The organism is Mycobacterium sp. 050134, assembly GCF_036409085.1.
In the GTDB taxonomy this organism is placed as follows: Bacteria; Actinomycetota; Actinomycetes; order Mycobacteriales; family Mycobacteriaceae; genus Mycobacterium.
Map to the genome: position 1 here is coordinate 1 of NZ_JAZGLV010000035.1, position 25,073 is coordinate 25,073.

The following is a 25,073-nucleotide window of genomic DNA, read 5'->3' on the forward strand; positions in this document are numbered from 1 at the left end:
ATCCGACGCCGCAGTCGACCATGCCCACCATGGCTAAGCTAACCGCGGTGTCGGGGCAGACGGCGAAGCTTTCTCAGGGGGACGCCTCCCAACACACGAACCGGCTTGCCTCGACTGCCCGGCAGAACGAAACGGCTGCAGCTCACACCGAGGAGGCTATGGGCGAGGAAGCCTTGGCGGCGGCCACGCTTGCGGGAAACCCCGAAGATGCCGGTGCGGCGTTCGATACAGGGGCCGGCGAGCGTGCACCCGTCGAAATCACGGCGGCAAGCGCTGACCAGACGCGGGGGCCCCACCCGGCAGAGTCAGGGCGATCAGAACCAGAACTGTAGCGAGCCAAAGGGGCTCTCGTCTTTTAGAGTGCGGTGGGTTGCGGCCAGCAGGGTGGTTGTACGAGCAGACCCGATGATCGGTACTGCCGTGTCGTAGCTGAATGATTGATGTCGTAGCTGAATGATTGAAGGCGATCGCGTGATTTCTTCGAGGGACCTTCCAAAACCACTCGAGCAAAGGAATCGACGCGATGACCATTGTCCACGATATCGACCTGACTGTGATGCTCGCCCAACGACTCACCACGCCCCCCCGATGTCTTGCGCGAGTTGTTGGCACGTTCATTCAGGGTAATTCTTCCTTGCCATCAGGATGGATCATCTCGCTCCCCCCTAACATTCGTGGGATTAAGCGTGCCCAACACACGAGGTCAAGTCCCCCAGGCTCAGATCCCCGGCGGTGGGGGCATGGGCAAAGCACGCCACGGCGATCTGAGCGCGGTAACCACCGGCCCGGGGCGCAGCGACAGTGATGCTGAGGTACGGCCCTGCTCGGCCAGGACCCGATCGACGTCGAGCAGCCGGTTCGGCTCCACGACGCTAGTGATCACCGGGTCACGGACCACTTCGTCGCCGACCGCGTCGTCGAAACCAAGGCTGCCATACACCCGGCCAGGGCGTCATAGAGCAGCCCGCTGGAACTCTTTTAAGGAACCCGTGGGCGGGCTACCAGCTGCCGCAGCGCAGGCCCAGCCGTGGCGTCGGTGAACAGTGCCGAAGCTTACGGCGTGAAGTCCACTGCCAGCGACATGCTGCAGTTCGTCGAAGCCGACATCACGCCTACAAACCTCGAGGCTCCACTACGCGACGTCATCGACCCGACCCATCGGATACTTCAAGACCGGCGACATGACCTAAGGGCTCGGCTGGGAACAATACCCCTAGCCAAGTGACCCTGCCCGGCTGGCTGACATTGGGAGAGCGGCCCGACCGCGAGGTAGCGTTCGGCGCCGTCGGCAGGTTCTGGCGGCCGTTGATCGAATGGCGCGACGTGGAGGCGGCTGACTTTGGCGGATTCACCGAGCGGGCTGGGGCAAGATCGCCGCCAACTTCTCGGTCGCCCCGTACGCGGCGGGCCACACGCTGCTGGGCTACCAACGCCGTGGCGTCACAACCGATCCCGAGTCGCGCCGCGTTTCATCAAGGGCGACGCCGAACGTCGAGTTGTGGCTGGAAACTCCGGGTGATCGCGTCAGCAAGTCGACGCTCGAGCGCCTGCCGCGCCCATTGCGCCATGCTCTCAACGTAACGGTGTCGGCGGTCGATAGTCAGTTCTGACTATGCGTGCCCTGTTGACCAGCCGATGACAAGATTGCACGCGTGATCACCCGTGACGTCGACCCCAACGCGGTTGCCGACCTGGCGATTTCCCCTCCCCGCGCGGCGCTGGCGGTCACCCGGGACGATGGCATCCTGCTGTTGCCAGTGCGACTCGGCATCGAGGAGCCGGCCGTACCCGCGTCATCACCCTACGTCGTGCGCGTCCCGGCGGGCACCCCAAACCTGGCCGGCCACAACGTCGTAGTGATCGCCGACGACGGCCCCCAATGGTTCAGGTTGCGGTCGTTGACGGTCCGGGGGATAGCGGAGGACCTCGGCGCCGGCGCCTATCGTGTCGTGCCCCGGCGCGTGGTGGCATGGGATTACGGTTCACTCCGCGGGGAAGCGGCGCCGTCGCAAGCCTCCGAACCTCGGCCGGCAGCGGTTCCCGTCGGCGGCGCGGGCGACGACCGGTCCCCTTTCCGATCGCCGAATCTCGATGCCGCGCTGAGCTCTTCGCGTGTCATGATCCTGGCTACGCGATCGCGCGCGGGCACGCCTTTCGCCGTGCCGCTGTGGTTCGTCACGCATCGTGGCCGGCTGTACGCGACCACGTCGGCGTCGTCGTGGACCGTGCGCAATGTGGCCATGTGTCCGCAGGTGGCCGTGCTGCTCGGTGGTGAGCGTCAAGGTGATGACCGCCGGCTCCTGGTCCGCGGGCACGCCCGAGCGGTCCCCGGTATGCCGCCGCCGGAGGTGCTCGCCCGCATCGCGTGGCGTTACTACCTGACGCCCCGGTTCGCCGCGGTGGAGCTCAGTCGGGTCCGTCAGTGGGCGCTGCGCGCCCGGTACTACCGACAGTCGCGGGCGGCTTACGTCGTCGTCGAACCCGGGACCGCGACCGAGAGCCGGGCGCCCTCGATCACGGTGTCTTGAGGAACACGTCGTTGAGCGTGACGCTGCGCAGGTTGCGCGAGCGGATGATGTCGACCAGCTCGGGGTAGACGTGTGTGACGGGCAGGTGGTTGAGGTGGCCGATGACGATCGACTGCGGGGTGAAGTACTGATCGGCCATCTGGACGATGTAGTCCTCGGTGATCAGCGTGGAATCCGACAGCGAGCCCGACCACAGGACGGGGACGGTGTAGCCGAAGTCGGCCGCGACGGCGTCGACGCTGGCATTGTGCTTCGCGAACGGCGGCCGCCAGTAGGGTTTCGCGCCGATGCCGTAGGTCTTCTTGAGGAAGTCGTCGTTGCGCTTGAGCTGCTCGGCGATCTGCTGCTTCGGCAGGGTCGTCAAGTCCGGGTGCGACCAGGTGTGGTTCCCCAATTGAATCTGCCCACTGTCCACCAGCGGGCGCAGCGTCGCGAGGTTTTCGGTCCAGGAGTCGTAGACACCGTTGACGAAGAACGTCAGCCGCATCCCGGTGTCCTTGGCGAATTGCGTATAGGCGCGCACGACCTCGCTGTTGACGCCGTCGTCGACGGTCAGTGCCAGCAGGTCGCCGTCGCCGGGGATCTTCATTAGCGCGCCGCCCCCGGGCAGCGGGATGCGCGAACTCGGGGGCGGGGGCGGCAGGAGGGCGGCGGGGGCGGTCGGTCCGGACGTCACCACGTCCGGCGGCGTCTGGGCGAAGGTCCGGGGTTGCGGGTCGACGACCAGCCGGGCCGCGCCCACCGCGGCTACGGTGGCCGCCGCGAGGCCGCCGAGAAATCGGCGCCGGTTGAGTTCCGTCGGGCCGCGGTCCCGGGAGGCGCGGGTGCGCACCGCGCTCTTGTGGTGTGACGCCGGCGTGCGCGACCCCGAGCCGGGGGACGGCGAGTAGCCGAAATCATTTGCCACAGCAGCGAACCGTACCACCGCCGGCGGCAATATGTCGGCTACGTTACGGGAGGGTCAGCTGTGAATTCTGCATCGAAATGGCTTCATTTTCCGCGTCGAATTCCGCGGCCACCCCGGGGCGAACTGTCGTCAGTGCGGCTGCCCCTCGCCGCGCTGCGGCAGCGCAACGGGCTCTGTACTGGGCGTGCCCAGGGTCGACGCCAGCCACGGCAGTGACTCGGCGAACGCCTGGGCGGCGAACGGCCAGTCGTGCCGACCCGGCTGGCTGACCACCGCACAAGTGATCCCGTGGGCCGTCGCGGCCGCGCAGAGCGCGTTTGCTGCGGCGTCCTGCCCCTCGGGATTGGCGCCCGGATCGGTGTTGGGAGGGCCCGCGCTCGGGTTGGCCTCCTCGGCGACGTTGCGGGGCCCGGCCGACCCGGGGACGTCGAACCACCCCGACAGCCCGGTGTAGCGCCCGTGCCGGTTCATCACGGTGATCGGGTCGAAATCCGACCATGCGGCGGCGTTGCCGCCGAACAGCCGGGCGATGGACTGATCCTTCGGGCCGACGTTCGGGCTGCGGTCACCGGCGATGTCCACGAACGCGCGGAACAACTCGGGGTGCATGACCGCCAGGTCGACGGCGCAGGTGCCGCCCATCGACCATCCGACGACGCCCCAGTTGTCGCGGCTGGCGCTCACCCCGAAGTTCGACACCATGAACGGCGCCACGTCCTTGGCCAGGTGGTCGGCGGCGTTGCCGCGGCTGCCGTTGACGCACTCCGTGTCGTTGTCGAACGAACCCGTCGGGTCGACGAACACCAGCACCGGCGAGAAGCCGTGGTGGGTGGCGGCGAAGCCGTCGATCGCGGTGAACGCGCCACCCGGGCCCAGCCAGTCGGCCGGGGTGTTGAAGGCGGAGCCGATCATCATGACCGTCGGCAGCCGGGGTGGTGGATTGCTGTTGAACCAGGCGGGCGGCAGGTACACCAATTCCCCGCGGTGCGCGAAATGGGACGCGGTGGAGTCGATGTTCACCGGCACCACCACGCCCTTGGCCGGCCGGGTGCCGGCCAGCTGCATCTCGGTGACCCGCAGCCGGTCGATCTGGTCGGGCAGGGGTACCGACGTCAGCTGGTTCCAGGCGGCGAGGGCCGTGGGGAAGTAGCCGACCCAGGCGTTCAGCGCCAAGGCGGCGCACAGCGCACACAGCGGTACGGCGGCCGCCGCGAGCCCGCGTCGCCACCACCGCGTGCCGGGCCAACCCAGCAGCAGGACCGCGGCGGCAAGGCCGGTCATGGCGATCCAGAGCCACAGCCCCGTCGGCGCCGGGTCGCCGGCCACACCCAGCGACCCGAGGTACCAGTAGGAGAGGCCGGTCAGCGCCGCCGCGGCCACCAGCGCCCCCGGCAGCACCCACCTGTGCCACCGACGCTTGCGCCACTCGATCGCCGCGACGACGACCAGCAGGGCCAGCGCCTGCATCGCCGGCGGCAACCAGCCTTGCAGCAAGGACAACTGTCCGAAGAACTGATGCAACGGTCGTGACCCTCGCTCGGTCCGAGAACGGGAAGAACGGACCCACTATCCCATACCGTCCCCGTGACCAGGGTCGCCGTTTGGGCGTGTAGCGCGATCGCGCCCGCCGGTCAGGAAGCGCGGACGACGCTGGTGAACGAGCGCAGGCGCAGGCTGTTGGCGACGACGAAAACGCTCGATAGAGCCATCGCGGCGCCGGCCAGCATCGGGTTGAGTAGGCCCAGCGCGGCCAAGGGAATGGCGGCGACGTTGTAGCCGAACGCCCAGAACAGGTTCGCCTTGATGGTCCGCAACGTCCGCCGCGCCAGCCGAACCGCGTCGGCCGCCGCCCGTAAGTCCCCGCCCGTCACGATGAGGTCGGCCGCCTCGATCGCCACGTCCGTCCCGGTGCCCATCGCCAGCCCCAGGTCGGCGGCGGCCAGGGCGGCCGCGTCGTTGACGCCGTCGCCGACCATGGCGACGACCTTGCCCTCGGACCGCAGACGTTCGACGGCGGCGACCTTCCCGGCGGGCAGGGTGTCGGCGATGACGTGCGCGATGCCGACCTCGGCGGCGATTCGGTGGGCGACGACCCGGTTGTCACCGGTGAGCAACACCGGCGTCAGCCCCAGCAGCTTGAACTGCCGGACGGCTTCCGCGCTCGTGGCCTTGACCGTGTCCGCGAGCACCAGCAGTCCGCGCGCGTGGCCATCCCAGCCCACTGCGACGACGGTTCTGCCCGCGCTCTCCGCTGCGGCCGCGGCGTCGGCCAGCGACGCGTCGAGGGTCCCGGCCCGGTCGGCGACCAGACTCGGCCGTCCGACCACCACGTCGTGACCGTCCACGACACCCCGCACGCCGCTGCCCGCCAGGTTGGCGAACTCCGTGGGCGCCGGCAGGGCGCCGAGGCGGGTCCTCGCGCCCGCGGTGATCGCCCGGGCAAGGGGATGTTCGGAGGCATTCTCCAGGGACCCGGCGTACCGCAGCAGCGTCTCGGCGTCCGTCCCGGCCCCGGGGACCACGCCCACGAGGGTCATCAGTCCGGTGGTCACGGTGCCGGTCTTGTCGAGCACGATCGTGTCGACCTCGCGGGTCGACTCCAGGACTTCGGGCCCTTTGAGGAGGACGCCCAGCTGCGCCGCGCGACCGGTGCCGACCAGCAGAGCGGTCGGTGTCGCCAGTCCCAGCGCGCACGGGCACGCGATGATCACCACCGCGACGGCCGCGGTGAGCGCCGCCGTGATCGGGAATCCCGCCGCGAGCCAGCCGCCGAGGGTCACCAACGCGATCGCGAGGACGATCGGAACGAATATGCCCGCGACGCGGTCCGCCAGCCGCTGCGCCTCGGCCTTGCCCGACTGGGCCGCCTCGATGAGCGCGGCCATCTGTGCCAGTTGGGTGTCGTCGCCGACCCGGGTGGCGCGCACGATCAGGCGCCCGCCGGCGTTGACCGTGCCGCCGGTCACGGCGTCGCCGGCACCGACCTCGACGGGAACTGACTCGCCGGTCAGCATGGACGCGTCCACGGCCGACGAGCCCGCTGTGACGATCCCGTCGGTGGCGATCTTCTCGCCGGGGCGCACCACGAACTCGTCGCCCACCGCCAGCCGCTCCACCGGGACGCGGGTTTCGGCGCCGCCGCGCAGCACCGCGACGTCCTTGGCCCCGAGCTCGAGCAGCGCGCGCAGCGCTGCACCGGCACGGCGCTTGGAGCGCTTCTCGAAGTATCGGCCGGCCAGCAGGAACAGCGTGACACCGGCGGCTACCTCGAAGTAGATGTTGGCGGCTCCGTCCCCGCGCCGGACGGTCAGCTCGAAGCCGTGGCGCATCCCCGGCTCGCCGGCCGTCCCCCAGAACAGGGCATACAGCGACCAGAGGAACGCCGACAACGTCCCGATCGAGACGAGGGTGTCCATGGTGGCGGTGCGGTGCCTGAGGTTTGTCCAGGCGGCGGCGTGGAAGGTGCGCCCGGCCCACAGGACGACCGGAGTGGCCAGGGCCAGCGAGACCCACTGCCAGTACCGGAACTGCCAGGCGGGGGTCATCGCCGTGGCGATGACCGGGACCGCCAGAACCGCGGCGACGGTCAGGCGGGCGCGCAGGGCCCCCAGCTCGGGGTCCCCTCCGGCCGGCGCCCGGCTCGGCGCCAGGGCCGCGGTGTAACCCGCCCTCTCGACCTCGGCGATCAGCGTTTGCGGGTCGTACCCGGACGGCGCGGTCGCGGTGGCTTTCTCGGTGGCGTAGTTGACGGTCGCGGCGACGCTGTCGAGTCGGTTCAGCTTCTTCTCGATGCGGGCCGCGCAGGAGGCGCAGGTCATGCCCGAGATCGTCAGCTCGATGTGGTCCACCGCGGCCGTCGTCATGCGACGTTCACCGCCTCGTAGCCGGCCTCCTCGACGGCGTTCAGCACCGCCTTCTCGTCGATCGCGACCGAACTGGTGACGACCAGCCGGCCCGTCTGCGCGTCGACGTCGACGCCGTCGACCCCGGGGATCTGCGTCACCTCGGCGCGCACAGCGGCTTCGCAGTGCCCGCAGCTCATGCCGCTAACCCGGTACTCGCTCGTCAGCATGCCACTCCTCTCGTCGATACCCTACGGGGGTATGTTCTGCAACTCTAGCCCCGCGGACCGTATTCCCGCACGTATGCCGTTCGATGCCCGCGCAGTCAGCAGTACGAGATGCCCATGTCGACCGTCACCTGGGTTCCCGTGACGAACCTGGACTGGTCGCTCGCCAGCCAGGCGACGGCGTCGGCGACGTCCTCGGGCTGGGCGATGCCCTCGGGCAGCAGTGGCTTGTTGCGGCCCCGCAGGTCGGGGTAGGTGTCGCCCGCCGACCGGATCGCTTCGCGCATCCGCCCGCCGCCCATCGGGGTGGCGACCGCCCCGGGATGCAGGCTGTTGACCCGAATGTTGTGGCGCCCGAGTTCGGCGGCGAAGGCCCGCGCCATCCCGGTGACGGCGTGCTTGCTCGCGGTGTAGTGGACCATGAACGGCTCCATCCTCACGCCGGCCGCCGAGCCGGTGAGGATGATCGAGCCGCCCCGACCGCCCTCGATGACGTGCGGGGCGCAGGCCATCACGGTGTTCCAGGTGCCGGTCACATTGGTGTCGATGGTGTCGCGGAAGGCCTCCGGGGATATCGCATCCCACGCGGCGGGGCTGCAGATCCCCGCGTTGGCGACCACCACGTCGAGTCGGCCGAGCTCGGCCACCGCATCGTCGACAACGGTGCGAAGCGCATCGAGGTCACGGATGTCCACGGCCGCGGTGACGATTCGGCCGCCGTTGCAACCCACCAGCCGCGCCGTCTCGGCGAGGTCGGCGGGCGTCGCCGACTCGTAGGGGACCGTCGCGGGCAGGGGTCCGGCGATGTCGAGTGCGATGATGTCGGCGCCTTCGGCGCTGAGGCGAACCGCATGCGCGCGGCCCTGTCCGCGCGCGGCGCCGGTGATCAGGGCCACCCTGCCCGGAATCGACTGGTTCATCGGTCGTGGATCCTTCCTGAACCTGGACAGGGCGAAGCGTAGCGTCGGGCTGGCAATGCCGGGCAACCGCAGGGAGGGCACCATGACCGTCACCGTCGTCGACGCCGGCCCCCGACGGGTGAGCCGGTCGGTGGAGGTCGCCGCGCCGGTCGCCGAGTTGTATGCGCTGGCCGCCGATCCTCGGCGCCATTCCGAACTCGACGGTTCCGGGACCGTTCGCGACAACGTCAAGGCTCCCGCCGAACTCGCTGTGGGATCGAAATTCTCGACCAAGATGACGATGTATGGGCTGCCGTACCGCATCACCAGCACGGTGACCGCCCTGGAACCCGGCCGTGTGGTCGAGTGGCGCCACCCGGTCGGCCACCGCTGGCGGTGGGAGTTCGAGCCGCTGTCGCCGACGCTGACCCGGGTCACCGAGACCTTCGACTACCGCGACGCCGGTGCGGTCAAGAACAAGCTGAAGTACTACGAGCGGATCGGTGCCAAGCGGGGGAACGCGGCCGGCATCGAGGCCACGCTGGCCCGGCTGCGCGATCGCTACGCCGCGCGATAAGTCGTTATGGGGCAGGGACACCGGCCCGTTGAACGCGGGGGTGGCGCGAACCGTGGCCTCGGTGTGAACAACATCAAGATGCCCACCGCCGGCATGCCCGATATCGCGACACTCGACCGCGCCGCGCGGTCGCTCGTTCAAATCGGTCAACACGTCAGCCGCTACGGCCTGGTCGTCTGCCTGGCATGGATCGGGTTCGGCAAGTACGTGAAGATGGAATCGCGGGTGCTGATCGAGCACAGCCCGCTGATGAGCTGGATCTACGACGTGTTCAGCGTGACCACGGTCGCGCGTGGCCTCGGAACCATGGAAATCGTTGCGGCGCTGCTCATTGCCCTGCGGCCGGTCTGGCCGCGCGCCTCCGTCGCGGGCAGCGCGCTGGCGGTCGTGCTGTTCCTGGGCACCATCAGCTTCCTGTTCACCACGCCGGGGGTGATCAAGGCCCACGCCGCGGGCCTGCCCGTGCTGTCGGCGCTGCCGGGCCAGTTCCTGCTCAAGGACCTGGTCCTGATCGGGGTCGCGCTGTGGAGTCTGGGCGAGTCGGTCGCGGCCGGCCTGGCCGCGCGGCCCCGGGGATAAGCGAGGCGGACCTGGCGGATGGAGCCGCGGGATTGGCCGCACCGCGGTCGTGCGTCGGAACCCGGCCGCCAGTTATCTTCAGGCTGATTCTCACGGCTGCCGCCCGGTGTCCGGGTCGTTAACATTCCGGAAGGGTTCGAGTGCCGGGCGAAGGGCTCGGGCGGCCAACGAGAACGACGGTCGGAGATGGGGTTGGCGTGGTGAGGCTGCTGTCACCCCGCCTGCCGTGGCTGGACATCCTGGGCGTCGTGGCCATCGTGGTCGCGGCCACGACGATCGTGGTAAGGAACCTGCCGTCGGCCGCCGACGACAATCAGATCCTCAACGTGTCCTACGACCCGACCCGCGAGTTGTACGCCGCGATCAACGATGCGTTCGTTCCGCTGTATCGCGACCATACCGGAATCACGCTGGACATCAAGGAGTCTCACGGCGGTTCCGGGCGCCAATTGCGCAGCATCCTGGACGGTAGCCAGAAAGCCAACGTCGTCTCGTTGGCCACCATCAGTGACATCCAGGCGCTGAGCAAGCGGGGTCTGGTCGCCGCCGACTGGCAGCGGCGCCTGCCCAACAACTCCGTGCCCTACACGTCGACCGTCGTCTTCGTCGTCCGCAGGGGCAATCCCAAAGGCATTCACGACTGGCCGGATCTGGTCAAGGGCGACGTGTCCGTGGTGAGCCCCAACCCGCGCAGCTCGGGCAACGGCCAGTTGAGCGTGCTGGCCGCTTGGGGCTCCGTCACCACGCGGGGCGGCACCCGGGCCCAGGCGATCGGCTACCTCAAGGCGCTGCTGCAACACGTGACGGTGTCGGACGCCGGCGCACGCAGCGCGGCGGACAGCTTCGCGCTGGCCAAGCTCGGTGACGTCCAACTGACTTGGGAGAACGAGGCGCTCCGCGAGGTAGCCGCGAACAAGGACGAGCTGGAACTCATCTACCCGCCGGTCAGCATCCTCGCCGAGCCCGCGGTCGCGTGGGTCGACGCGAACGTCACCGACGCCAGAAAGGCGGAATACGCCAAGGCCTACCTCGACTATCTGTTCACCGACGCCGCACAGGAGCAGGTGGCGCGGTACGGCTACCGGCCCATCAAACCGCAGATCCTCGCCGCCCACGCCGACCGGCTGCCGCCGCTCACGCTGTTCCCGATCGGCGCGATCGCGAAGGACTGGAGCGACGCGCACGAGCAGTTCTTCGGCACCAACGGCATCCTCGAATCGATAGCGGCACCGGCGGGAACCTAGCGGAAAGAGCTGTATCAGTTGTCATTTGCGCTGAACTACGACGCGGTGAAAGGCCGGCACGACCTGGTTGCCGGTCTCACCGTCGCCGCCATCTCGTTTCCCCAGGCGATGGCGTATGCCCTCATCGCCGGCGTGGATCCCCGGTTCGGCGTGTACTCAGCGATCGTCGTGACCATCGTCGCCTCGATCTTCGGTTCGTCCTCGCACCTGATCAATGGCCCGACGAGCGCGATCTCGCTACTGGTCTTCACGGCGCTGGCCTTTCTCGATTCGGAGAACACCACCGAACTCTTCGAGGGGCTGTTCCTGCTCGCCGTCCTGGTCGGCGGCTTCCAGATCGTGATCGGCCTGTTCCGACTCGGCAACCTCACCCGCTACATTTCCGAATCGGTCATCATCGGTTTCATGGCGGCCGCCGCCTTCCTGCTGGCCGTGGGGCAGCTGGGCAATGCGCTGGGTGTGCGCGACAAGGGGAATGGCCACATGCAGGTGCTGCATCGTGTGTGGCTGACCCTTACCCACGGCGACCACGTCAATTACCGCGCCGTGACGCTGAGTGTCGTGGCGGTGGTCCTGGCGGTTGTCCTGCGCCGGATGGTGCGTCGCTACGGCTGGCCGCAGGTCGACATGCTCGCCGTGCTCGTCGTCACCGCGCTCATCGCCTACCTCGCGGGCTGGTCGGTGCCCGGCGCGAACGGGCATACCGCCGTGTCGGTGGCAGCCAAGATCCCGCGCAGCCTGCCCAGCCCGCACGTCCCCGGCGTTCACACCAGCTGGTTGCCGCACCTGTCCACCGGTGCGCTGGCCATCGCCTTCGTCGGCATCATCGAGGCCCTGTCGATCGCCAAAGCGATCGCCTACCAGACTCAACAGGAGATCGACTACAACCGCCAGATCATGGCCGAAGGCCTGGCCAACCTCGCCGGTGGTTTCTTCCAATGCCTTCCCGGCTCGGGTTCGCTGTCGCGGTCGGCGATCAACTTCCAGGCCGGAGCCCGAACGCGGTTCTCCGGGATCGTCTCGGCCGCAACGGTTGCCGCGGCGCTGCTGTTATTCGCGCCGTTACTGCGTTACGTTCCCCAAGGGGCCCTGGCGGGTCTGCTGCTGGTGACGGCCGCGCGGCTCGTCGATTTCCGGCGCCTCATCTACACACTCAAGGCGTCCCGCTACGATGCCGGCCTCGTGCTCGTCACCGCCTTCACCGGCGTCGCGATCGATCTTGACAAGTCGGTGCTCCTCGGCGTGGTCCTGTCGATCCTCTTGTTTGTACCGCGCGCGGCCAAGCTCAAGGCCCGAGAACTCATCGTCACGCCCGAACGCGTTGTGCGCGAACGCATTGCCGACGATCCCGCCGATCCGTCGATCGTCATCTACGACCTGGAGGGTGAGCTGTTCTTCGGGGCGGCACCGGAATTGGACCGTTACCTGGAGGAGATCAGGAAGCGCGTCGAGGAGGATCGCATCCGGTACGTGGTGCTACGGCTGAAACGCGTGCGCCACCCGGACGTAGTGTGTATCGAACGCATAGAGCACTTTCTGCGCGAACAGACGGCGCACGGGGTCACGGTGCTGCTTGCCGGGGTGCGACCGGACACGCTCGGGGTCTTAACGAATGTCGGCTTCGGCAAATGGTTCCCCGAGGATCACGTCTTCCCCGAAGAAGACGAGCAGTTCTCGGCCACGCTCAAAGCCGTCCGCCATGCCCACAACGAGCTGGCTCAGCTGCGGTTGAAAGAGCGGTTCACGGCCGCGCCGGAACTGGCGCAGCACCCGGAGCTCTATTACCTCGTCTGACGGCGCCGGTCAGCCCGCGGAGCTGCTTGCCCCGAACGCCGCGATCACCCCCGCCGTCGACGAGCAGGTCGGTGCCCGTGATGAAGGACGCTCCGGGGCCGAGCAGGAACGCGGCCGCTGCCGCGATGTCGCCGGGGTTCCCCAGCCGGCCGGTTGCGGAGGCCGCGATCATCGCCCGCGTGCCGTCGCGACCGCGGAGGCCAGCTCCCGCTGACGCATGGGCGTGGCGATGATGCCGGGGCTGATCGAGTTGATTCGCGCGCCGCGGGATCCCCACTGCGAGTTCGAGGCGCGGACTCGAATGTGGTTGGCCTGCTTGGCGATTCCGTAGGCGATGCTGGGATCGGTGACCTTGCGCGGGCTGACGAACTCGAGGTCCAGGAGGTCCCGGCCGGGCGTGTGGGCCAGCGCCGCCTCGTCGTTGTCGGTCAACTCGGGATGTTAGCCGGCGGCCGGTGTCTACGTCGCCAGGCCGGACTCCTCGTAGTGCGGATGACCGCTGCGGCGCACGGCCCTGCCCCGGAACGGCGCCCGGACCGTGGCCGCCAGGTGCCGGCGGTTGACGACCAACCCGGCGAGCGCCACCGCCGTGTACGCCCCGCACAGCAGCAGGCGCCCGTTTGTCGAGACGATCGGGAATTGGACCACGAACAGCACGAGCAGCGCCCACGCCGCACCTCGGCGGAAGCGCAGCCCCAGGATCAGCGCCACACCCATCAACGTCTGGGTGGCCGTGAGCAACACCTCCTCCACCTGGCGGGGGTCGAGCGCCAGGGTGGGGCCGCCGCCGCCGAGCAGGTGGGCCACCGGCAGCGACCCGACGAGCAGCGTCCACTGGTTGACCTTCGAGGAGATCAGTGTTGCGATGGCCGCGGTGCCCTTGCCCCGGGCGGCGAAGATGGTCGCGATGATGAACTCGGGGGCCTCGGAGGCCAGCGGGGCGAGCCATTGGACCAGCAGGAACCGGTCGATGCCCAGTTCGGTGCCCGCGGCGACCAGGTTGTCGGCGAACGGCTTGGCGCAGAGCAGGATCACCGCGCCGGATGTGACGAACAGGCCGACGACCGCGACCCGCCGCCGCGCGTCGGGAAGTTCGCCCAGCGCGGCGGCGGTACCGATCAGGTCGGGCTCCTCGACGTCGCCGTGACTCACCTTGTAGAGGTAGAACCCGAACCAGGCCAGCAACGCGAGCCCCAGCGCCAGGTGGATCTCCCCGGTGGCCGGTATGACGAACGCGACCAAGCCGGCGATGAGCAGGAACCCCAGCTCGACGCGGTTGGCGGGCTGGAGCACCAAGCCGCCGGCCTTGTCCGCCCCGAACCTGCGCGCCGCCACCATGCCGACCAGCACGACCACCGGCCAGCCCAGGCCCATCAGCAACCGGTTCGACCCGGTCATGTTGGCCGCGGCGTACTGCGTGTAGTCCGCGTTGTGGCCGGACACGAACGCATAGTAGAGATCGACCGCGTACTCCGGGAGGACGGCGACCAGCGCGAGGACCGCGATGGCCACCCCGCCGGAGACGTCGATCTGTGCGGCCTCGGCGGCCCACGCCAGCAGGAAGCTCGCAGCGACGACGGCGCCGCCGAACACCAGCAGCGCGGCGACCGGATCCGGGCGCAACCCGAGGAGGCGGACCGTGACCGCCGGCGCAATGAACGACGCGGTGATCAGCGCCGACCGGGTCAGAGTGCGCCGGCCTCCGCGTGTCCCCGTCGGGACGGCGGCAGCGGGCCTGTCGGTGATCATCGCCATCCTTCGGTTTGGGGAGGGGTGCCGCTCGCCGGTTCGGTCTGCCTAACCAAACTACCCCGTGGGCGTCGTTTCCAGCAACGCACGCGGCCGGCACGGCGGCGATGTGTCACATGCCTTTCTTTGCTGTTCAGAGCGATGGTTGAGGATAAGTTAGGGTCACCTGATCCTAAAGTTGGGCAAACCTTGCATGGTCGTGGGGTGCGGGCGGTGAGCGCGACGCGCGGGCTCGGGCGGTGCTCGGGGCGGCCTTCGACGGAGCCGCGCGTGGCGCTCCCGACTCCGGAGGCGCTTACGCTCCCGGTATGGAATTGCGGCAGCTGCGCTATTTCGTGGCCGTCGCCGAGGAACTGCACTTCGGCCGCGCTGCCCAGCGCGTGCACATTTCGGGACCGGCGCTGTCGCAGCAGATCCTCGCGCTGGAACGCGAACTGGGCACCGACCTGTTCGTGCGCGACCGGCGCAGCGTCCGCCTCAACGAGGCCGGACGCACCCTGCTCACCGACGCCCGCCGGATCCTGTCGATGGCCGACGACGCCAAGCGCCGCCTGCAACGGGCCGCCGCATCGAGCTCGCCGGTGCGCCTGGGCTACGTCAGCTGGCTGCCCGAAGACATCACCGGCATCGTCGGCCCGTCCGTTGCGCTGCGCCTCGACGAATGGGTGTTGCCGTCGCACACGCAGGCCGACCGCGTCGCGGAAGGCACCCTCGACGTCGCGCTGGCATGGGTCACCGCCGAGCATGTCAGGGCGCGGGAGCTGACCGCGCACCTGCTCCGCCTCGAGCCGTTGCACGCCGTGCTGCCCGGGCAGAGTTCCCCGCAACCCGTTGCCGCCCACGGCATCAATGTGCTGGTCGACGCCGACGAGTCGGCATGGTCGTCGTGGAATCGATTCGCCGGGGACTTCGCCGCGCAGACCGGCGCCCGCGTCGTCCGCATCGGCGACGGGGGCATCACCGGGGACGCGTTCTACGCGCATGTCCGCCGGATCGGTGCCCCCGTGCTCGCCTCACCCAAGCGGCACACCGCGGCACTTCCCCCGAGCCTGGGCCGGCGACCCGTCGCCACGCCGATTCCCCTGTGGACCTGGTCGCTGCTGCACCGTGGGGACGACGACCGGCCCGGTGTGCGCGGTGTCGTGGAGTCCCTGCTCGCGGCGGCACGTAGCCGCGACTGGCTGACACCGCCGGCCGAGCGGTGGTGGGTTCCGCCCGGTGATCCCCACCTGCCCGCCCTCGGCGACCTGCGGTAGGAACCGCGCCGAAGCACACGTAAGAGATCGGTCCTGGACCGCGGCCCGCGGGTGCGCTTCGGTGGAGGTACGACTGCGTGGGAGGCGAAAAATGGTGGCACACAAGTACCTTGTGGACGAGCTGGCCGACTTCGTCGTCGGCGCGGAGCCGGCGGACCTGGCCGGCCGGGCCCGGGCGCTGCTCAAACGCAACGTGCTCGACAGCATCGCCTGCGCAGTCGGTGCGCTGGACGGCGAATTGATTCCGACCATCCGGCAACAGGCCGACGAGTTCAGCGGCGTCCCCACGGCGACGCTCGTCGGCGGCGGCCGGGCGTCGGTGGACCAGGCCGCCTTCTTCAACACGGTGCTGGTGCGCTACCCCGACCTGCTCGACACCTACCTGACCGCGGGAGGGCTGTGCCACCCCGCCGACAACTTCGGCGCGCTGCTGGCCGTGGCCGAGCACACCGGCGCCGGTGGGGCCGACTTCCTGCTCGCGCTCGCGATCGCCTACGAGGTTCAGTGCCGGTTCAGCGCGCAGGTTCCGGTCATGGCGCGCGGGCTCAATCATGCTCTGCAACTGTCGATGTCGGTCGCCGCAGGCGCGGCGCGGCTACTCGAACTGGACGTCGAACGGACGGCCAACGCCATTGCGGCGGCCGCCGCCGACAACGTGTCGCTGGCCGCAGTGCATGCCGAACCCGTCGCGCACTGGAAGGGCATTTCGCCGGCGATCACGGGCATGCGCGCGGTGTACGCGACGATGCTGGCTCGCCGCGGCGTCACCGGGCCCAAGGCGTTGTTCGAAGGGCCGAACGGCCTGACGCAGCTCTTCGATCAGCCGATCGATCTGCGCACCGGTGATCGCGCGCTCACCTGTGTCGAGGAGACCTACCTGAAGAAGTACTGCGCGCTCATCCACGGTCAGGTCGTCATCGACACGGTGCTCGCGATCCGCGACGACAACGCCCTGCGGGCCGACGACGTCGCGCGGGTCGATCTCGAGGTGTTTCAGGGCGCGTATGACTTCGCCGGCGGCGGAGCCTACGGGGACAAGTCCCACCCGCTGACCAAGGAGCAGGCCGACTACAACCTGAAGTATCTGAGCGCCGTGGCGCTTCTCGACGGGGGAGTCGGGCCCGAACAGCTGGAGAACGACCGGGTTCGGCGCGCCGATGTCCAGGACCTGTTGGCCCGGGTGGACGTGAAGCCGGGAGCGGACCTGACCGCCGACTACCCCCGGCGCACCGCCGCGCGCGTGCGTGTGGTGACCCATGACGGGCGCGAATTCCACCGCGAGCAGGACGATTACGAGGGATCGCGTACAACCCCACTGTCGTGGGAACGGGTAGTCGACAAGTTCGCCTGGCTCGCCGCGCCCTTCTGCGACGAGGCGTTGCGGGCCGATATCGTCGCCGCGGTCGATTGCCTGGAGGACATCGCGGTCGCGGACCTGGCCGGCCTACTGGGAAGGGTGAGCCCCAGCCCTCGCGTTCGGCGCACCAAGGCGCGGTTCTGACGGGCGTGCGCGCCCCCTTGCGTGGCTCGCCGCCCGCACTGAATGATCGGTGGCCATGCGCAACGATCGCGGCATCAACCGGTGGGAGCTGGTCACCTGTGGGATACAGGGACACGTCACCTATGCGCCCGACGACACGGCCCTGGCCGACCGGCTGAGTGGCAGCACCGGACTGGGGGAAGTGTGGCGTTGCCTGCGCTGCGGCGAGTTCACCCTCGGCGAACCGGAGGGGAGCGGCAGAGCCGACGACGCGCCGATGATCATGCGCGGCAAGGCTTTACGTCAGGCCATCATCCTCCGCGCGCTGGCGGTGGAGCGCCTGTTCCGCGCGGTGGCGATCGCCCTGGCGGCGTACGCCGTGTGGAAGTTCCGGGGCGCCCGCGGGGCCATTCAGGCCACCCTCGACCGCGACCTGCCGGTGTTCCGCGCGGCCGGGTTCAAGGTCGATCAGATGACGATCGTGCACGAGCTGGAGAAGGCGCTCGCCGCCCGGCCCTCCACGCTGGCGTTGCTGACCGGGATGCTGGCCGCCTACGCGCTCATCGAGGTGGTAGAGGCCGTCGGGCTGTGGCTGCTGAAGCGGTGGGGCGAGTATTTCGCCGTGGTGGCCACGTCGGTATTCCTGCCGCTGGAGCTGCACGACCTGGCCAAGGGCATCACGATGACCCGATTGGTGACCTTCGCCATCAATGTCGCCGCCGTGGTCTACCTGTTGGTTTCTAAGCGGCTGTTCGGCCTGCGCGGTGGGCGCAAGGCCTATGACGAGGAGCGGCGCGGCGAACAATTGCTCGACGTCGAACGGGCCGCCGCCCGGACCTGACCCCGCGCTCGGCACGAACGGAGACTCCGATGGGCACCTACGCGATCACCGGTTCGGCCTCGGGGATGGGCCGGGAGACCGCCCAACGGCTCCGGGACGGCGGGCATACCGTGATCGGCGTCGACATCAAGGACGCCGACGTCCGCGCCGACCTGTCGACCCCCGACGGGCGCCGGCACGCCGCCGAGGGCGTCCTGGCGGCCTGCGGCGGCACGCTCGATGGCGCGGTACTGGCCGCGGGCCTGGGGCCGGGCCCGGGCCGGGACCGTTCGCGTCGAATCGCCCAGGTCAACTACCTGGGGGTGGTGGAGCCGCTGGTCGCGTGGCGGTCGGCGCTGGCCGCGGCCGAAAAAGCGAAGGTCGTGGTGATCGCCAGCAATTCGGCGACGACGGTGCCGGCGGTGCCCCGGCGAACCGTGCGGGCTTTCCTGGCGAACGACACCGACAAGGCGGTGCGGTCCGTGCGGCTGCTCGGGCCGGCCGCGCCGACCATGTTGTACGCCGCCTCCAAGATCGCGCTCAGCCGATGGGTGCGCCGGCACGCGGTCTTGCCGGAATGGGCGGGGGCGGGCGTGCGGCTCAACGCACTCGCGCCCGGCGCCGTCATGACGCCGCTCCTGCAGGAGCAGCTGTCGAATCCCCGGCAGGCCAAGGCGGTTCGATCGTTCCCGGTGCCGGTCGGCGGCTTCGGCGACGCGGGGCAGATGGCCTCGTGGATGTGCTTCATGCTGTCGGAGGCCGCCGACTTCCTCTGCGGGAGCATCGTGTTCGTCGATGGTGGCACCGACGCCTATTTCCGGGCCGACGACTGGCCGAAACCGGTCCCGGCGCACCGGCTGCCCGGTTACCTGCGCGCGTTTCGCGGCATGTGACGACGGTCGCATTTCGCCGCCCGTGTGAGTGACGCGACAACCCGGCTTTTCACGTCGTTCACCCCGGGGCGGCGATCCTGTAATTGGACTACCGTGCAATGTGAGAAGTCGGCGCACCCGCCGAATGGACGAAGGATCGATAGTGCCAACACTGCAAGGTCTGATCGGCCGAAGCACCAGCCACCTCGACGTCGTCTCCCCGATCAAGGCGCGCGGCCGGGACGCGCTCAATGCCGTGTTCCGAAACCGGCAGCACCACGCCGCGCCGCGCATCCGCCTCATGGCCCGGGGTGCCGAGCGCTGCTGACGGGTCTCGCCCGTGCCCGAGGATCGCAATCACGACGACTACTGGAACCACAACGCCGCCTACCACCCGTGGCTGGTCGGCATTGCGGCGCGCCGGCACGGCCGGGTCCTCGACGTGGGGTGCGGCGAGGGGCTGCTGGTCCAGCGGCTGGCGGATGTGTCGCGGGACGTGCTCGGCGTGGATACCGACCCGAGTGCCATCGGGCGCGCGCGGGCGCGCTTGCGGCCCGTCGACAATGCCGCTGTGGTGCTGACGGGCTTCGAAGGCTTCGCCGCCGGCCGGCGGACGTACGACCTCATCGCGTTCGTGGCCAGCCTGCACCACCTGCCCCTCCGGGAAACGCTGCTCAAGGCGCGCCGCCTGCTCGCGCCGGGCGGTGAGCTGGCGGTCGTCGGCCTGTCGGCCAACAAGGGCGTTGTCGACTGGGCGTGGGCGGCTCTCTGCTTGCCGGCCGCGGGCGTGGGTTCGTGGCTGCACGGTGAGACCCGCGACATCGGCGTGGCCGTCGCCGAGCCCTCCGAAAGCCTCGCCGAGATCCGGCGGGTGGCGGACGACGTCTTGCCGGGGGCTCGAATCCGGCGCGGCCTGTACTACCGGTACCGCCTGCATTGGCGAAACGCCTGATCCGACGGGGTCATTCGGCTCCGCCCGACTCGGCGTCGCGCTCGCGTCGACGGGCGCGCGAGGCGCGCAGATTCGCGACGTTGCCGCAGGTCTTGACGTCGTGCCACACCCCGCTGTTGTTCTTCGAGCGGTCGTAAAACGTCGTCCCGCACTGGTGGTTGCGGCATTGCTTGACCCGGCGCCAAGTTCCCGCCTGTTGGCTCAGCAGGATCTCACCCCAGAGGGCGGAGGCCAGCCATCGCCAGCCGCTGCCGCTGGGCTGCAGGCGCACTTCGAAGCCACTCAGCACGAATGTCGCCGCGACGCCGCCTGTTTCGGCGTCCGACGGCGGCTGCCCATCGATGAGCGCGCCGATCGCGGTCCGCAGCGAGCGCAGCCGGACCAGGTCCGCGTCGTCGAGGGCCGGTGGACTGGCCTCCACGCCGCGCGATTGCGACCAGGCGGCTACCGCGTCCGCGGCCCAGGCCTCGGCGAGCCCGGTGTCCGCCAGCAGGTCCGGTGCGTAGCCCTCGACACCCTTGGTGTTCAAGAAGTCCTGAACCAGTCCCAGGCCGGAGGGGGCCGGAGCGACCCCATACCGGTGTGACGCAGACCATGCGGCTGACATAGGCAAATGATACTTGACTATGTCGCAGCCGGCAATTACCGTGACAGATGCAAACATATTTTGCCTACGTCAAGGAGGATCGATCATGATCAATGTCAAAGGGGCGACGGTGGTGGTCACCGGAGGGCAGCGCGGCCTGGGCAAGGCCGTCGTGCAGGAGTTTTTGGATCGCGGCGTGGCCAAGGTGTACGCCACCGCCCGGGCGCCCAAGCCCAGCGAGGACCCGCGCGTGGTGAGCGTCCAGCTCGACGTCACCAAACCGGATTCCGTTGCGGCGCTGGCGGCTACGGCCCGCGACGCCGAGATCGTGGTGAACAACGCCGGCGTCCTCGCCGCACGGCAGCTGTTGAGCAGTGACATCGAGGAGGTCCGGGCGGTCTTCGAGACGAATTACTTCGGGGCGCTCCGGGTCGCGAAGGCGTTCGCGCCGATCCTGGCCGACAACGGCGGCGGGGTGCTGGCCGACATCCTGTCCATCCTGTCTTGGTTGCCCGGCTCCGGCGGCTACGGTGACTCGAAGGCGGCGCTGTGGTCAGCGACCAACTCTCTGCGTCTCGAGCTGGAAAAGCAGGGCACGCTGGTCACCGGGGTGCATCTGAGCTACACCGAGACCGACATGACCGACGGCTTGGACGTGCCCAAGAACGACGCGCGCGATGTCGCACGGGCGATCGTCGACGGCATCGAGCGCGGAGACGCCGAGGTGCTCGCCGACGCCGACACCCGCTACGTGAAGTCGGCGTTGTCGGGACCCATCGAGGCCCTGCGGGCCGGTTGAGCCAGACGGGCCGGCGCCGTCAACGGGTTGACCCGGGCCGTGTTTGGATAGCGGTATGGCTGAACCAGACCGCATCGTGAGCGCCACCCGGGTCATCTCGGCCGGCGCGGAGCGGATCTTCGAATTGATCGCCGACCCCTCGTGCCAGCCGAGTTGGGACGGAAACAACAACCTTGCCGCGGCCGAGCCGGGGCAGCGTGTCCGTCGGGTCGGCGACGTCTTCACGACGAAGCTGACCAACGGCGCGGTCCGCGAGAACCACGTCGTCGAGTTCATCGAGGGCAGCGTGATCGCTTGGCGCCCGGCCGACCCCAAGAAGCTGCCGGCCGGCCACCTGTGGCGTTGGGAACTGAGCCCGGTCAACGCCGGTCTCACCAGCGTCACCCACACCTACGATTGGACGGCGCTGACCGACACCGCCCGGCTGGAGAGGGCACGCTCGACGACGCCCGAGATGCTGCGCGAGTCGATGGATCGGCTCGCCGTGCTCGCGCAGACGACCGATCGGTGATTTGACGCCGGCCGGGTCCTGGGCCCCGCTGCGCGAGGCGCGGGCATCTCCCGGCGGTCACCCTCGCATTCATTCGAAATCGTTATCATGGGTCCCGGGTGGGTGGAGGTTACCGGCGATGGCGTTGCGATCCGATTGGTCGGAAGACGCATGTCCGGTCGCGCGCAGCCTGGACATCCTGGGCGACCCCTGGAACATCCTGATCCTGCGCGATGTCTTCGCCGGCAACAGCCGGTACGAGACCTTGCGGGACAGTCTGAACGTGGCCGACGCCGTGTTGAGCAAACGCCTTGCGCAACTCGTGGACGCCGGTTTGCTGCGCCGTGAGCCCTATGCCGGGACCACTCGGCCGCGATACGACTACACCCTGACGAAATCGGGCCGGGACACGCTCCCGATCCTGCACGCCATGGCGCGGTGGGGGGACGCTCACCTTCCCCGCACGCCCAAGATGTTGATGTATTGCACGCGGTGCGGCAAGCGCGCCCGCAGCTCCGACTGGTGCCCGACCTGCGCCAGGCCGCTGACCGTCCAATCCACCGCGTGGCGCCGACCCGCTGCGACCGATGAGGTCATCGACCTGTCGGGACCGTCCACCGTTCGCCGTTAGCCGGCCGACCCCGCGGGGCAGAGTCAAATCGCGCGCACCCCTTTGGCGCCGTCGAAGAGCCAGATGTCGGCGTTGCCCGGCGTCGCGAATTCCGGTGGTACCTCGCGCCCAGAAGCGCGGCTCAATTCGCCGACCGTCGTTTGGGCGCCGACCGTCCACCCGTGAGCCGACAGCCAGGCACCGGGCTCCTGCGGCAGCGGACCGTTGAGAAACTCCTGCATCAGCAGATCCCACACCGCCCGGTCCTGGTCGTCCAGCATCTCGTAGCTGACGTCCGGATTCCCCCAGGGTCGGGTGAAATACTCACTGATGACTCGACTTCCGGGCGCCGATAACGCGTCGACGCGGCTGAGCAGATGATCAGCCTGCGCCGGTGTGAAGTACATCAGCAGGCCCTCGGCGATCCACACCGTTTGCCGTTCGGGCCGAAATCCCGCGGCCAGGAGGGGGCCCGCGATCTCCTCACGCAGATCGGCGCACAGGGCCACTCGCGAACAGGCGGCAATCAGCTTGTGCCGCAAAAGGACCCGCTGTTTGAAATCGAGCACCGGTGCTTGGTCGATTTCGAAGACCGTGGTGTCTTCGGGCAGCCCCATCCGGAGCGCGCGTCCGTCGAATCCGGCGCCCAGCAGTACGACCTGACGGCACCCCGCGTCGATCGCGCCCTGCAGTCGGCTGTCGTAAAACAGCGTCCGCTGCGCGAAATAGAAACTCAGCATGTTCCACAGGGTCGACGAACCGTCGTCCTTGGCCGGCCCCAGCCGCGGCAACCGCGTGTCTCCCACGTTCCCAGTGCCGACGGCGGCCGCAACGACCGCCGTAGCCAGCGGATCCGTGAACCGACGGTCTGCCCTGAACGACTCTTGCGCTCGGCTGTAGGCCGTCATCAGGCCAGTCCATCCCACCCCCGTGGGGAGCTCGTCGAGATCCATCGGCGTCCCTTCGTGTAATCGATACCGGACAAATACAGCTCGGTGTCCCCGCATAACGCGCACGCCGGCCGGCGGGGCCCGGACACCTATGAATCACCCACCGTCTACCACATCGATGGATTGGCAGGCGCCTCATAGTAAGTCAGATGTAGCTCTCTTGAAAAGAGTAAAATCGCGCCCGTACGAGCGCCTCGCGGGTAGTCTCAGGATAGCGTACGTTATATAGGGATCGTTATCCAAGTTGCGGATGAAAGATCTCATCTGAGTTTGCCTGAACCGCAGGCGTTTGCTGCTCGTGGTCTAAGTATCTGCCGATATGCCCAGATAAGATTGGGGAGGCCTTGTGGACATTGCGCTGGAGCCGCGTTACGACGTCATCGTGTGTGGTGCCGGGTCGTCGGGGTCGGTGGTCGCCGGCCGGTTGGCCGAGAACCCCGACATAACGGTGTTACTTTTGGAGGCCGGCGGCAGCGACGACATTCCCAGCGTGACCGAAGCCGGCCAGTGGCCGGCTAACCTTGGCAGCGAACGTGATTGGGGATTCGCATCCGAGCCGGACCCGCGGCTTGACGGTCGTGCGATCACGTTTTCGATGGGCAAGGCTCTTGGCGGCGGGTCCAGCATCAACTTGATGATCTGGGCGCGCGGACACCGCAGCGACTGGGACCACTACGCGTGCGAATCCGGCGAGCCGGCCTGGGGATACGAGCAAGTCCTCGATCTCTACCGGCTGATCGAGGACTGGCACGGCATCGGCGAACCGCTGCATCGGGGCCGGGGCGGGCCGGTGTTCGTGCAACCAGCACACCACGGCCATCCGCTGGCCGCGGCGACCCTCGAGGCGGCCAGGGCCATCGGGATCCCCACCTACCAAAGTCCCAACGGCCGCCTGATGGAAGAGGCCCGCGGCGCCGCCATCACCGATCTGCGCTGGCGCGACGAAAAACGCCTCTCGGTGTTTCGCACCTACACCGCCCCGCACCTGCAACAACCGAACCTGACCGTGGTGCCCCACGCACTGGTCACCCGCGTCATCTTCGACGGCGACCGGGCCACCGGTGTCGAGGTCGCCTGTGGCGGCGCGGTGCATCGGGTCGCAGCCGACGCGGAGGTCGTGTTGTCGCTGGGCGCCATTCACACACCGAAGGTGCTGATGCAGTCCGGCATCGGCGACCAAGACGAATTACGCCGTGTGGGCATCCACGTTCGCCAGCACCTGCCCGGAGTCGGGCGAAACCTTCAGGACCACTTCGGGTTCGACTGCGTGTGGGAGTTTCCCGAAACCGTCCAGGGCGGCCCCCAGGTGGGGGCGACCCTGTTCTGGGACTCCGGCGCAGCCGACATTCAAGGACCGGATCTCTTCGCTTGTTCGGGGCCGTTCCCGAAAGCCACCACCGAAAACGCCGCGAAATACGGCCTGCCGCAAAACAGCTGGGTCCTGTTCGGCTCACCGACACACCCCCACAGTCGTGGCCGAGTTCGGCTGTCAGGCCCTGACCCGGCAAACCCAGCGCGGATCGAGGCCAACGCGCTATCGGACCCCGAGGACCTCAAAACCGCCATCGCCTGCATCGAAACCCTGCGGGAAATCGGCAACTCGGCCGAGCTTCGGCCGTACGTCGCGCGCGAGGTCATGCCGGGTGACCTGACCGGCGCCGAGCTCGAGGCATATCTGCGCGCCGCCGTCACCACCTACTGGCACGAATCGGGAACCGCAAAGATGGGCCGCGACCCGATGTCGGTGGTCGACGGACGCCTCAAGGTCTACGGCACCGAAAACCTCCGCGTCGCCGACGCATCGATCATGCCCCGCATCACCACCGCAAACACCATGGCCCCCTGCGTCGTCATCGGCGAACGGGCCGCACAATTCATCCAAGCCACACACCGGATGTGAGCAGGCCCCGGC

At 68.7% G+C, this 25,073-nt stretch carries 25 protein-coding genes and 2 pseudogenes; 16 read left to right on the forward strand and 11 right to left on the reverse strand.

Features of this window, described 5'->3' with window-relative positions; genetic code table 11:
- A pseudogene (locus SKC42_RS26150) lies at positions 1 to 332 on the forward strand (hypothetical protein); the annotation flags it as partial.
- Positions 333 to 713: 381 nt separating this feature from the next.
- Here SKC42_RS26150 and SKC42_RS26155 read toward each other — a convergent pair.
- Positions 714 to 1,053, reverse strand: a pseudogene (locus SKC42_RS26155) (IS1634 family transposase); the annotation flags it as partial.
- A 599-nt stretch (positions 1,054 to 1,652) separates the two neighbouring features.
- Between SKC42_RS26155 and SKC42_RS26160 the strand changes: the two are divergent.
- A complete protein-coding gene (locus tag SKC42_RS26160) occupies positions 1,653 to 2,528 on the forward strand; it encodes a pyridoxamine 5'-phosphate oxidase family protein (RefSeq protein WP_330967145.1) in 876 nt (291 codons plus the stop codon).
- On the opposite strand, the gene SKC42_RS26165 is transcribed toward SKC42_RS26160, so the two are convergent.
- The 5 genes from SKC42_RS26165 to SKC42_RS26185 form a co-directional block, all read right to left on the reverse strand.
- On the reverse strand, positions 2,515 to 3,360 hold the full coding sequence (locus tag SKC42_RS26165; protein WP_330967171.1) for a polysaccharide deacetylase family protein: 846 nt from the start codon (positions 3,358 to 3,360) through the stop codon (positions 2,515 to 2,517). The genes SKC42_RS26160 and SKC42_RS26165 overlap by 14 nt on opposite strands.
- A gap of 204 nt (positions 3,361 to 3,564) precedes the next feature.
- The gene (locus SKC42_RS26170) at positions 3,565 to 4,956 is read right to left on the reverse strand and encodes an alpha/beta hydrolase (protein WP_330967146.1); all 1,392 of its coding nucleotides are present in this window, start codon (positions 4,954 to 4,956) and stop codon (positions 3,565 to 3,567) included.
- A gap of 110 nt (positions 4,957 to 5,066) precedes the next feature.
- Positions 5,067 to 7,298: a heavy metal translocating P-type ATPase gene (locus SKC42_RS26175; protein WP_330967147.1), complete on the reverse strand. Its 2,232-nt coding sequence runs from the start codon at positions 7,296 to 7,298 to the stop codon at positions 5,067 to 5,069.
- Positions 7,295 to 7,507: a heavy-metal-associated domain-containing protein gene (locus SKC42_RS26180; protein ID WP_330967148.1), complete on the reverse strand. Its 213-nt coding sequence runs from the start codon at positions 7,505 to 7,507 to the stop codon at positions 7,295 to 7,297. Before SKC42_RS26180 ends, SKC42_RS26175 begins: the two co-directional genes overlap by 4 nt.
- 95 nt (positions 7,508 to 7,602) lie before the next feature.
- Positions 7,603 to 8,424 carry a mycofactocin-coupled SDR family oxidoreductase gene (locus SKC42_RS26185; protein WP_330967149.1) on the reverse strand — a complete coding sequence of 274 codons (822 nt, stop codon included), beginning with the start codon at positions 8,422 to 8,424 and terminating at the stop codon, positions 7,603 to 7,605.
- Positions 8,425 to 8,506: 82 nt separating this feature from the next.
- Between SKC42_RS26185 and SKC42_RS26190 the strand changes: the two genes are divergently transcribed.
- From SKC42_RS26190 to SKC42_RS26205, 4 genes are all read left to right on the forward strand, one after another.
- Positions 8,507 to 8,980, forward strand: coding sequence for an SRPBCC family protein (locus SKC42_RS26190; RefSeq protein ID WP_330967150.1), 474 nt, complete (start codon positions 8,507 to 8,509; stop codon positions 8,978 to 8,980).
- Positions 8,981 to 9,073: 93 nt separating this feature from the next.
- The gene (locus tag SKC42_RS26195; protein WP_330967172.1) at positions 9,074 to 9,559 is read left to right on the forward strand and encodes a YkgB family protein; all 486 of its coding nucleotides are present in this window, start codon (positions 9,074 to 9,076) and stop codon (positions 9,557 to 9,559) included.
- A gap of 200 nt (positions 9,560 to 9,759) precedes the next feature.
- Entirely contained in the window at positions 9,760 to 10,803 is a 1,044-nt protein-coding gene (locus SKC42_RS26200; RefSeq protein WP_330967151.1) for a sulfate ABC transporter substrate-binding protein, read from the forward strand.
- Between the two features lie 18 nt (positions 10,804 to 10,821).
- Entirely contained in the window at positions 10,822 to 12,597 is a 1,776-nt protein-coding gene (locus SKC42_RS26205; RefSeq protein ID WP_330967152.1) for a SulP family inorganic anion transporter, read from the forward strand.
- On the opposite strand, the gene SKC42_RS27880 is transcribed toward SKC42_RS26205, so the two are convergent.
- Genes SKC42_RS27880 through SKC42_RS26215 form a run of 3 tightly spaced genes read right to left on the reverse strand, consistent with a single transcriptional unit; the run spans position 12,545 to position 14,352 of the window.
- Entirely contained in the window at positions 12,545 to 12,769 is a 225-nt protein-coding gene (locus SKC42_RS27880) for an SDR family oxidoreductase (RefSeq protein WP_442932272.1), read from the reverse strand. The genes SKC42_RS26205 and SKC42_RS27880 overlap by 53 nt on opposite strands.
- Entirely contained in the window at positions 12,766 to 13,029 is a 264-nt protein-coding gene (locus tag SKC42_RS27885) for an SDR family oxidoreductase (protein WP_442932273.1), read from the reverse strand. The genes SKC42_RS27880 and SKC42_RS27885 overlap by 4 nt, the downstream gene beginning before the upstream one ends.
- A 27-nt stretch (positions 13,030 to 13,056) precedes the next feature.
- Positions 13,057 to 14,352, reverse strand: a complete 1,296-nt coding sequence (locus SKC42_RS26215; protein WP_330967153.1) for a sodium:proton exchanger — start codon at positions 14,350 to 14,352, stop codon at positions 13,057 to 13,059.
- A 302-nt stretch (positions 14,353 to 14,654) separates the two neighbouring features.
- On the opposite strand from SKC42_RS26215, the gene SKC42_RS26220 reads away from it, so the two are divergent.
- The 6 genes from SKC42_RS26220 to SKC42_RS26245 all read left to right on the forward strand — a co-directional run bounded on the left by SKC42_RS26220 (position 14,655) and on the right by SKC42_RS26245 (position 19,726).
- Entirely contained in the window at positions 14,655 to 15,602 is a 948-nt protein-coding gene (locus SKC42_RS26220; RefSeq protein WP_330967154.1) for a LysR family transcriptional regulator, read from the forward strand.
- 112 nt (positions 15,603 to 15,714) lie between these two features.
- Complete coding sequence (locus tag SKC42_RS26225; protein WP_330967173.1) at positions 15,715 to 17,103, forward strand: MmgE/PrpD family protein; 1,389 nt, start codon at positions 15,715 to 15,717, stop codon at positions 17,101 to 17,103.
- 55 nt (positions 17,104 to 17,158) lie between these two features.
- On the forward strand, positions 17,159 to 17,923 hold the full coding sequence (locus SKC42_RS26230) for a DUF2127 domain-containing protein (protein ID WP_442932274.1): 765 nt from the start codon (positions 17,159 to 17,161) through the stop codon (positions 17,921 to 17,923).
- 29 nt (positions 17,924 to 17,952) lie between these two features.
- Positions 17,953 to 18,795, forward strand: a complete 843-nt coding sequence (locus SKC42_RS26235; RefSeq protein WP_330967156.1) for an SDR family oxidoreductase — start codon at positions 17,953 to 17,955, stop codon at positions 18,793 to 18,795.
- Between the two features lie 142 nt (positions 18,796 to 18,937).
- Entirely contained in the window at positions 18,938 to 19,102 is a 165-nt protein-coding gene (locus SKC42_RS26240) for a hypothetical protein (protein WP_330967157.1), read from the forward strand.
- Positions 19,103 to 19,114: 12 nt separating this feature from the next.
- Positions 19,115 to 19,726, forward strand: a complete 612-nt coding sequence (locus SKC42_RS26245; protein WP_330967158.1) for a class I SAM-dependent methyltransferase — start codon at positions 19,115 to 19,117, stop codon at positions 19,724 to 19,726.
- A gap of 10 nt (positions 19,727 to 19,736) precedes the next feature.
- On the opposite strand, the gene SKC42_RS26250 is transcribed toward SKC42_RS26245, so the two are convergent.
- A complete protein-coding gene (locus tag SKC42_RS26250; RefSeq protein ID WP_330967159.1) occupies positions 19,737 to 20,333 on the reverse strand; it encodes a CGNR zinc finger domain-containing protein in 597 nt (198 codons plus the stop codon).
- Between the two features lie 85 nt (positions 20,334 to 20,418).
- Here SKC42_RS26250 and SKC42_RS26255 point away from each other — a divergent pair, with 85 nt between their 5' ends.
- From SKC42_RS26255 to SKC42_RS26265, 3 genes are all read left to right on the forward strand, one after another.
- On the forward strand, positions 20,419 to 21,111 hold the full coding sequence (locus SKC42_RS26255; protein WP_330967160.1) for an SDR family oxidoreductase: 693 nt from the start codon (positions 20,419 to 20,421) through the stop codon (positions 21,109 to 21,111).
- Positions 21,112 to 21,166: 55 nt separating this feature from the next.
- Positions 21,167 to 21,622 (forward strand): SRPBCC family protein, encoded by a 456-nt coding sequence (locus SKC42_RS26260; protein WP_330967161.1) that lies wholly within the window; start codon positions 21,167 to 21,169, stop codon positions 21,620 to 21,622.
- 118 nt (positions 21,623 to 21,740) lie between these two features.
- Complete coding sequence (locus tag SKC42_RS26265; protein ID WP_330967162.1) at positions 21,741 to 22,232, forward strand: winged helix-turn-helix transcriptional regulator; 492 nt, start codon at positions 21,741 to 21,743, stop codon at positions 22,230 to 22,232.
- A gap of 23 nt (positions 22,233 to 22,255) precedes the next feature.
- Here the strand turns inward: SKC42_RS26265 and SKC42_RS26270 are convergent, their stop codons facing one another.
- A complete protein-coding gene (locus SKC42_RS26270) occupies positions 22,256 to 23,164 on the reverse strand; it encodes an SAM-dependent methyltransferase (protein WP_330967163.1) in 909 nt (302 codons plus the stop codon).
- 343 nt (positions 23,165 to 23,507) lie between these two features.
- Between SKC42_RS26270 and SKC42_RS26275 the strand changes: the two genes are divergently transcribed.
- A complete protein-coding gene (locus tag SKC42_RS26275; RefSeq protein ID WP_330967164.1) occupies positions 23,508 to 25,061 on the forward strand; it encodes a GMC family oxidoreductase in 1,554 nt (517 codons plus the stop codon).
- Positions 25,062 to 25,073 lie beyond the last annotated feature (12 nt).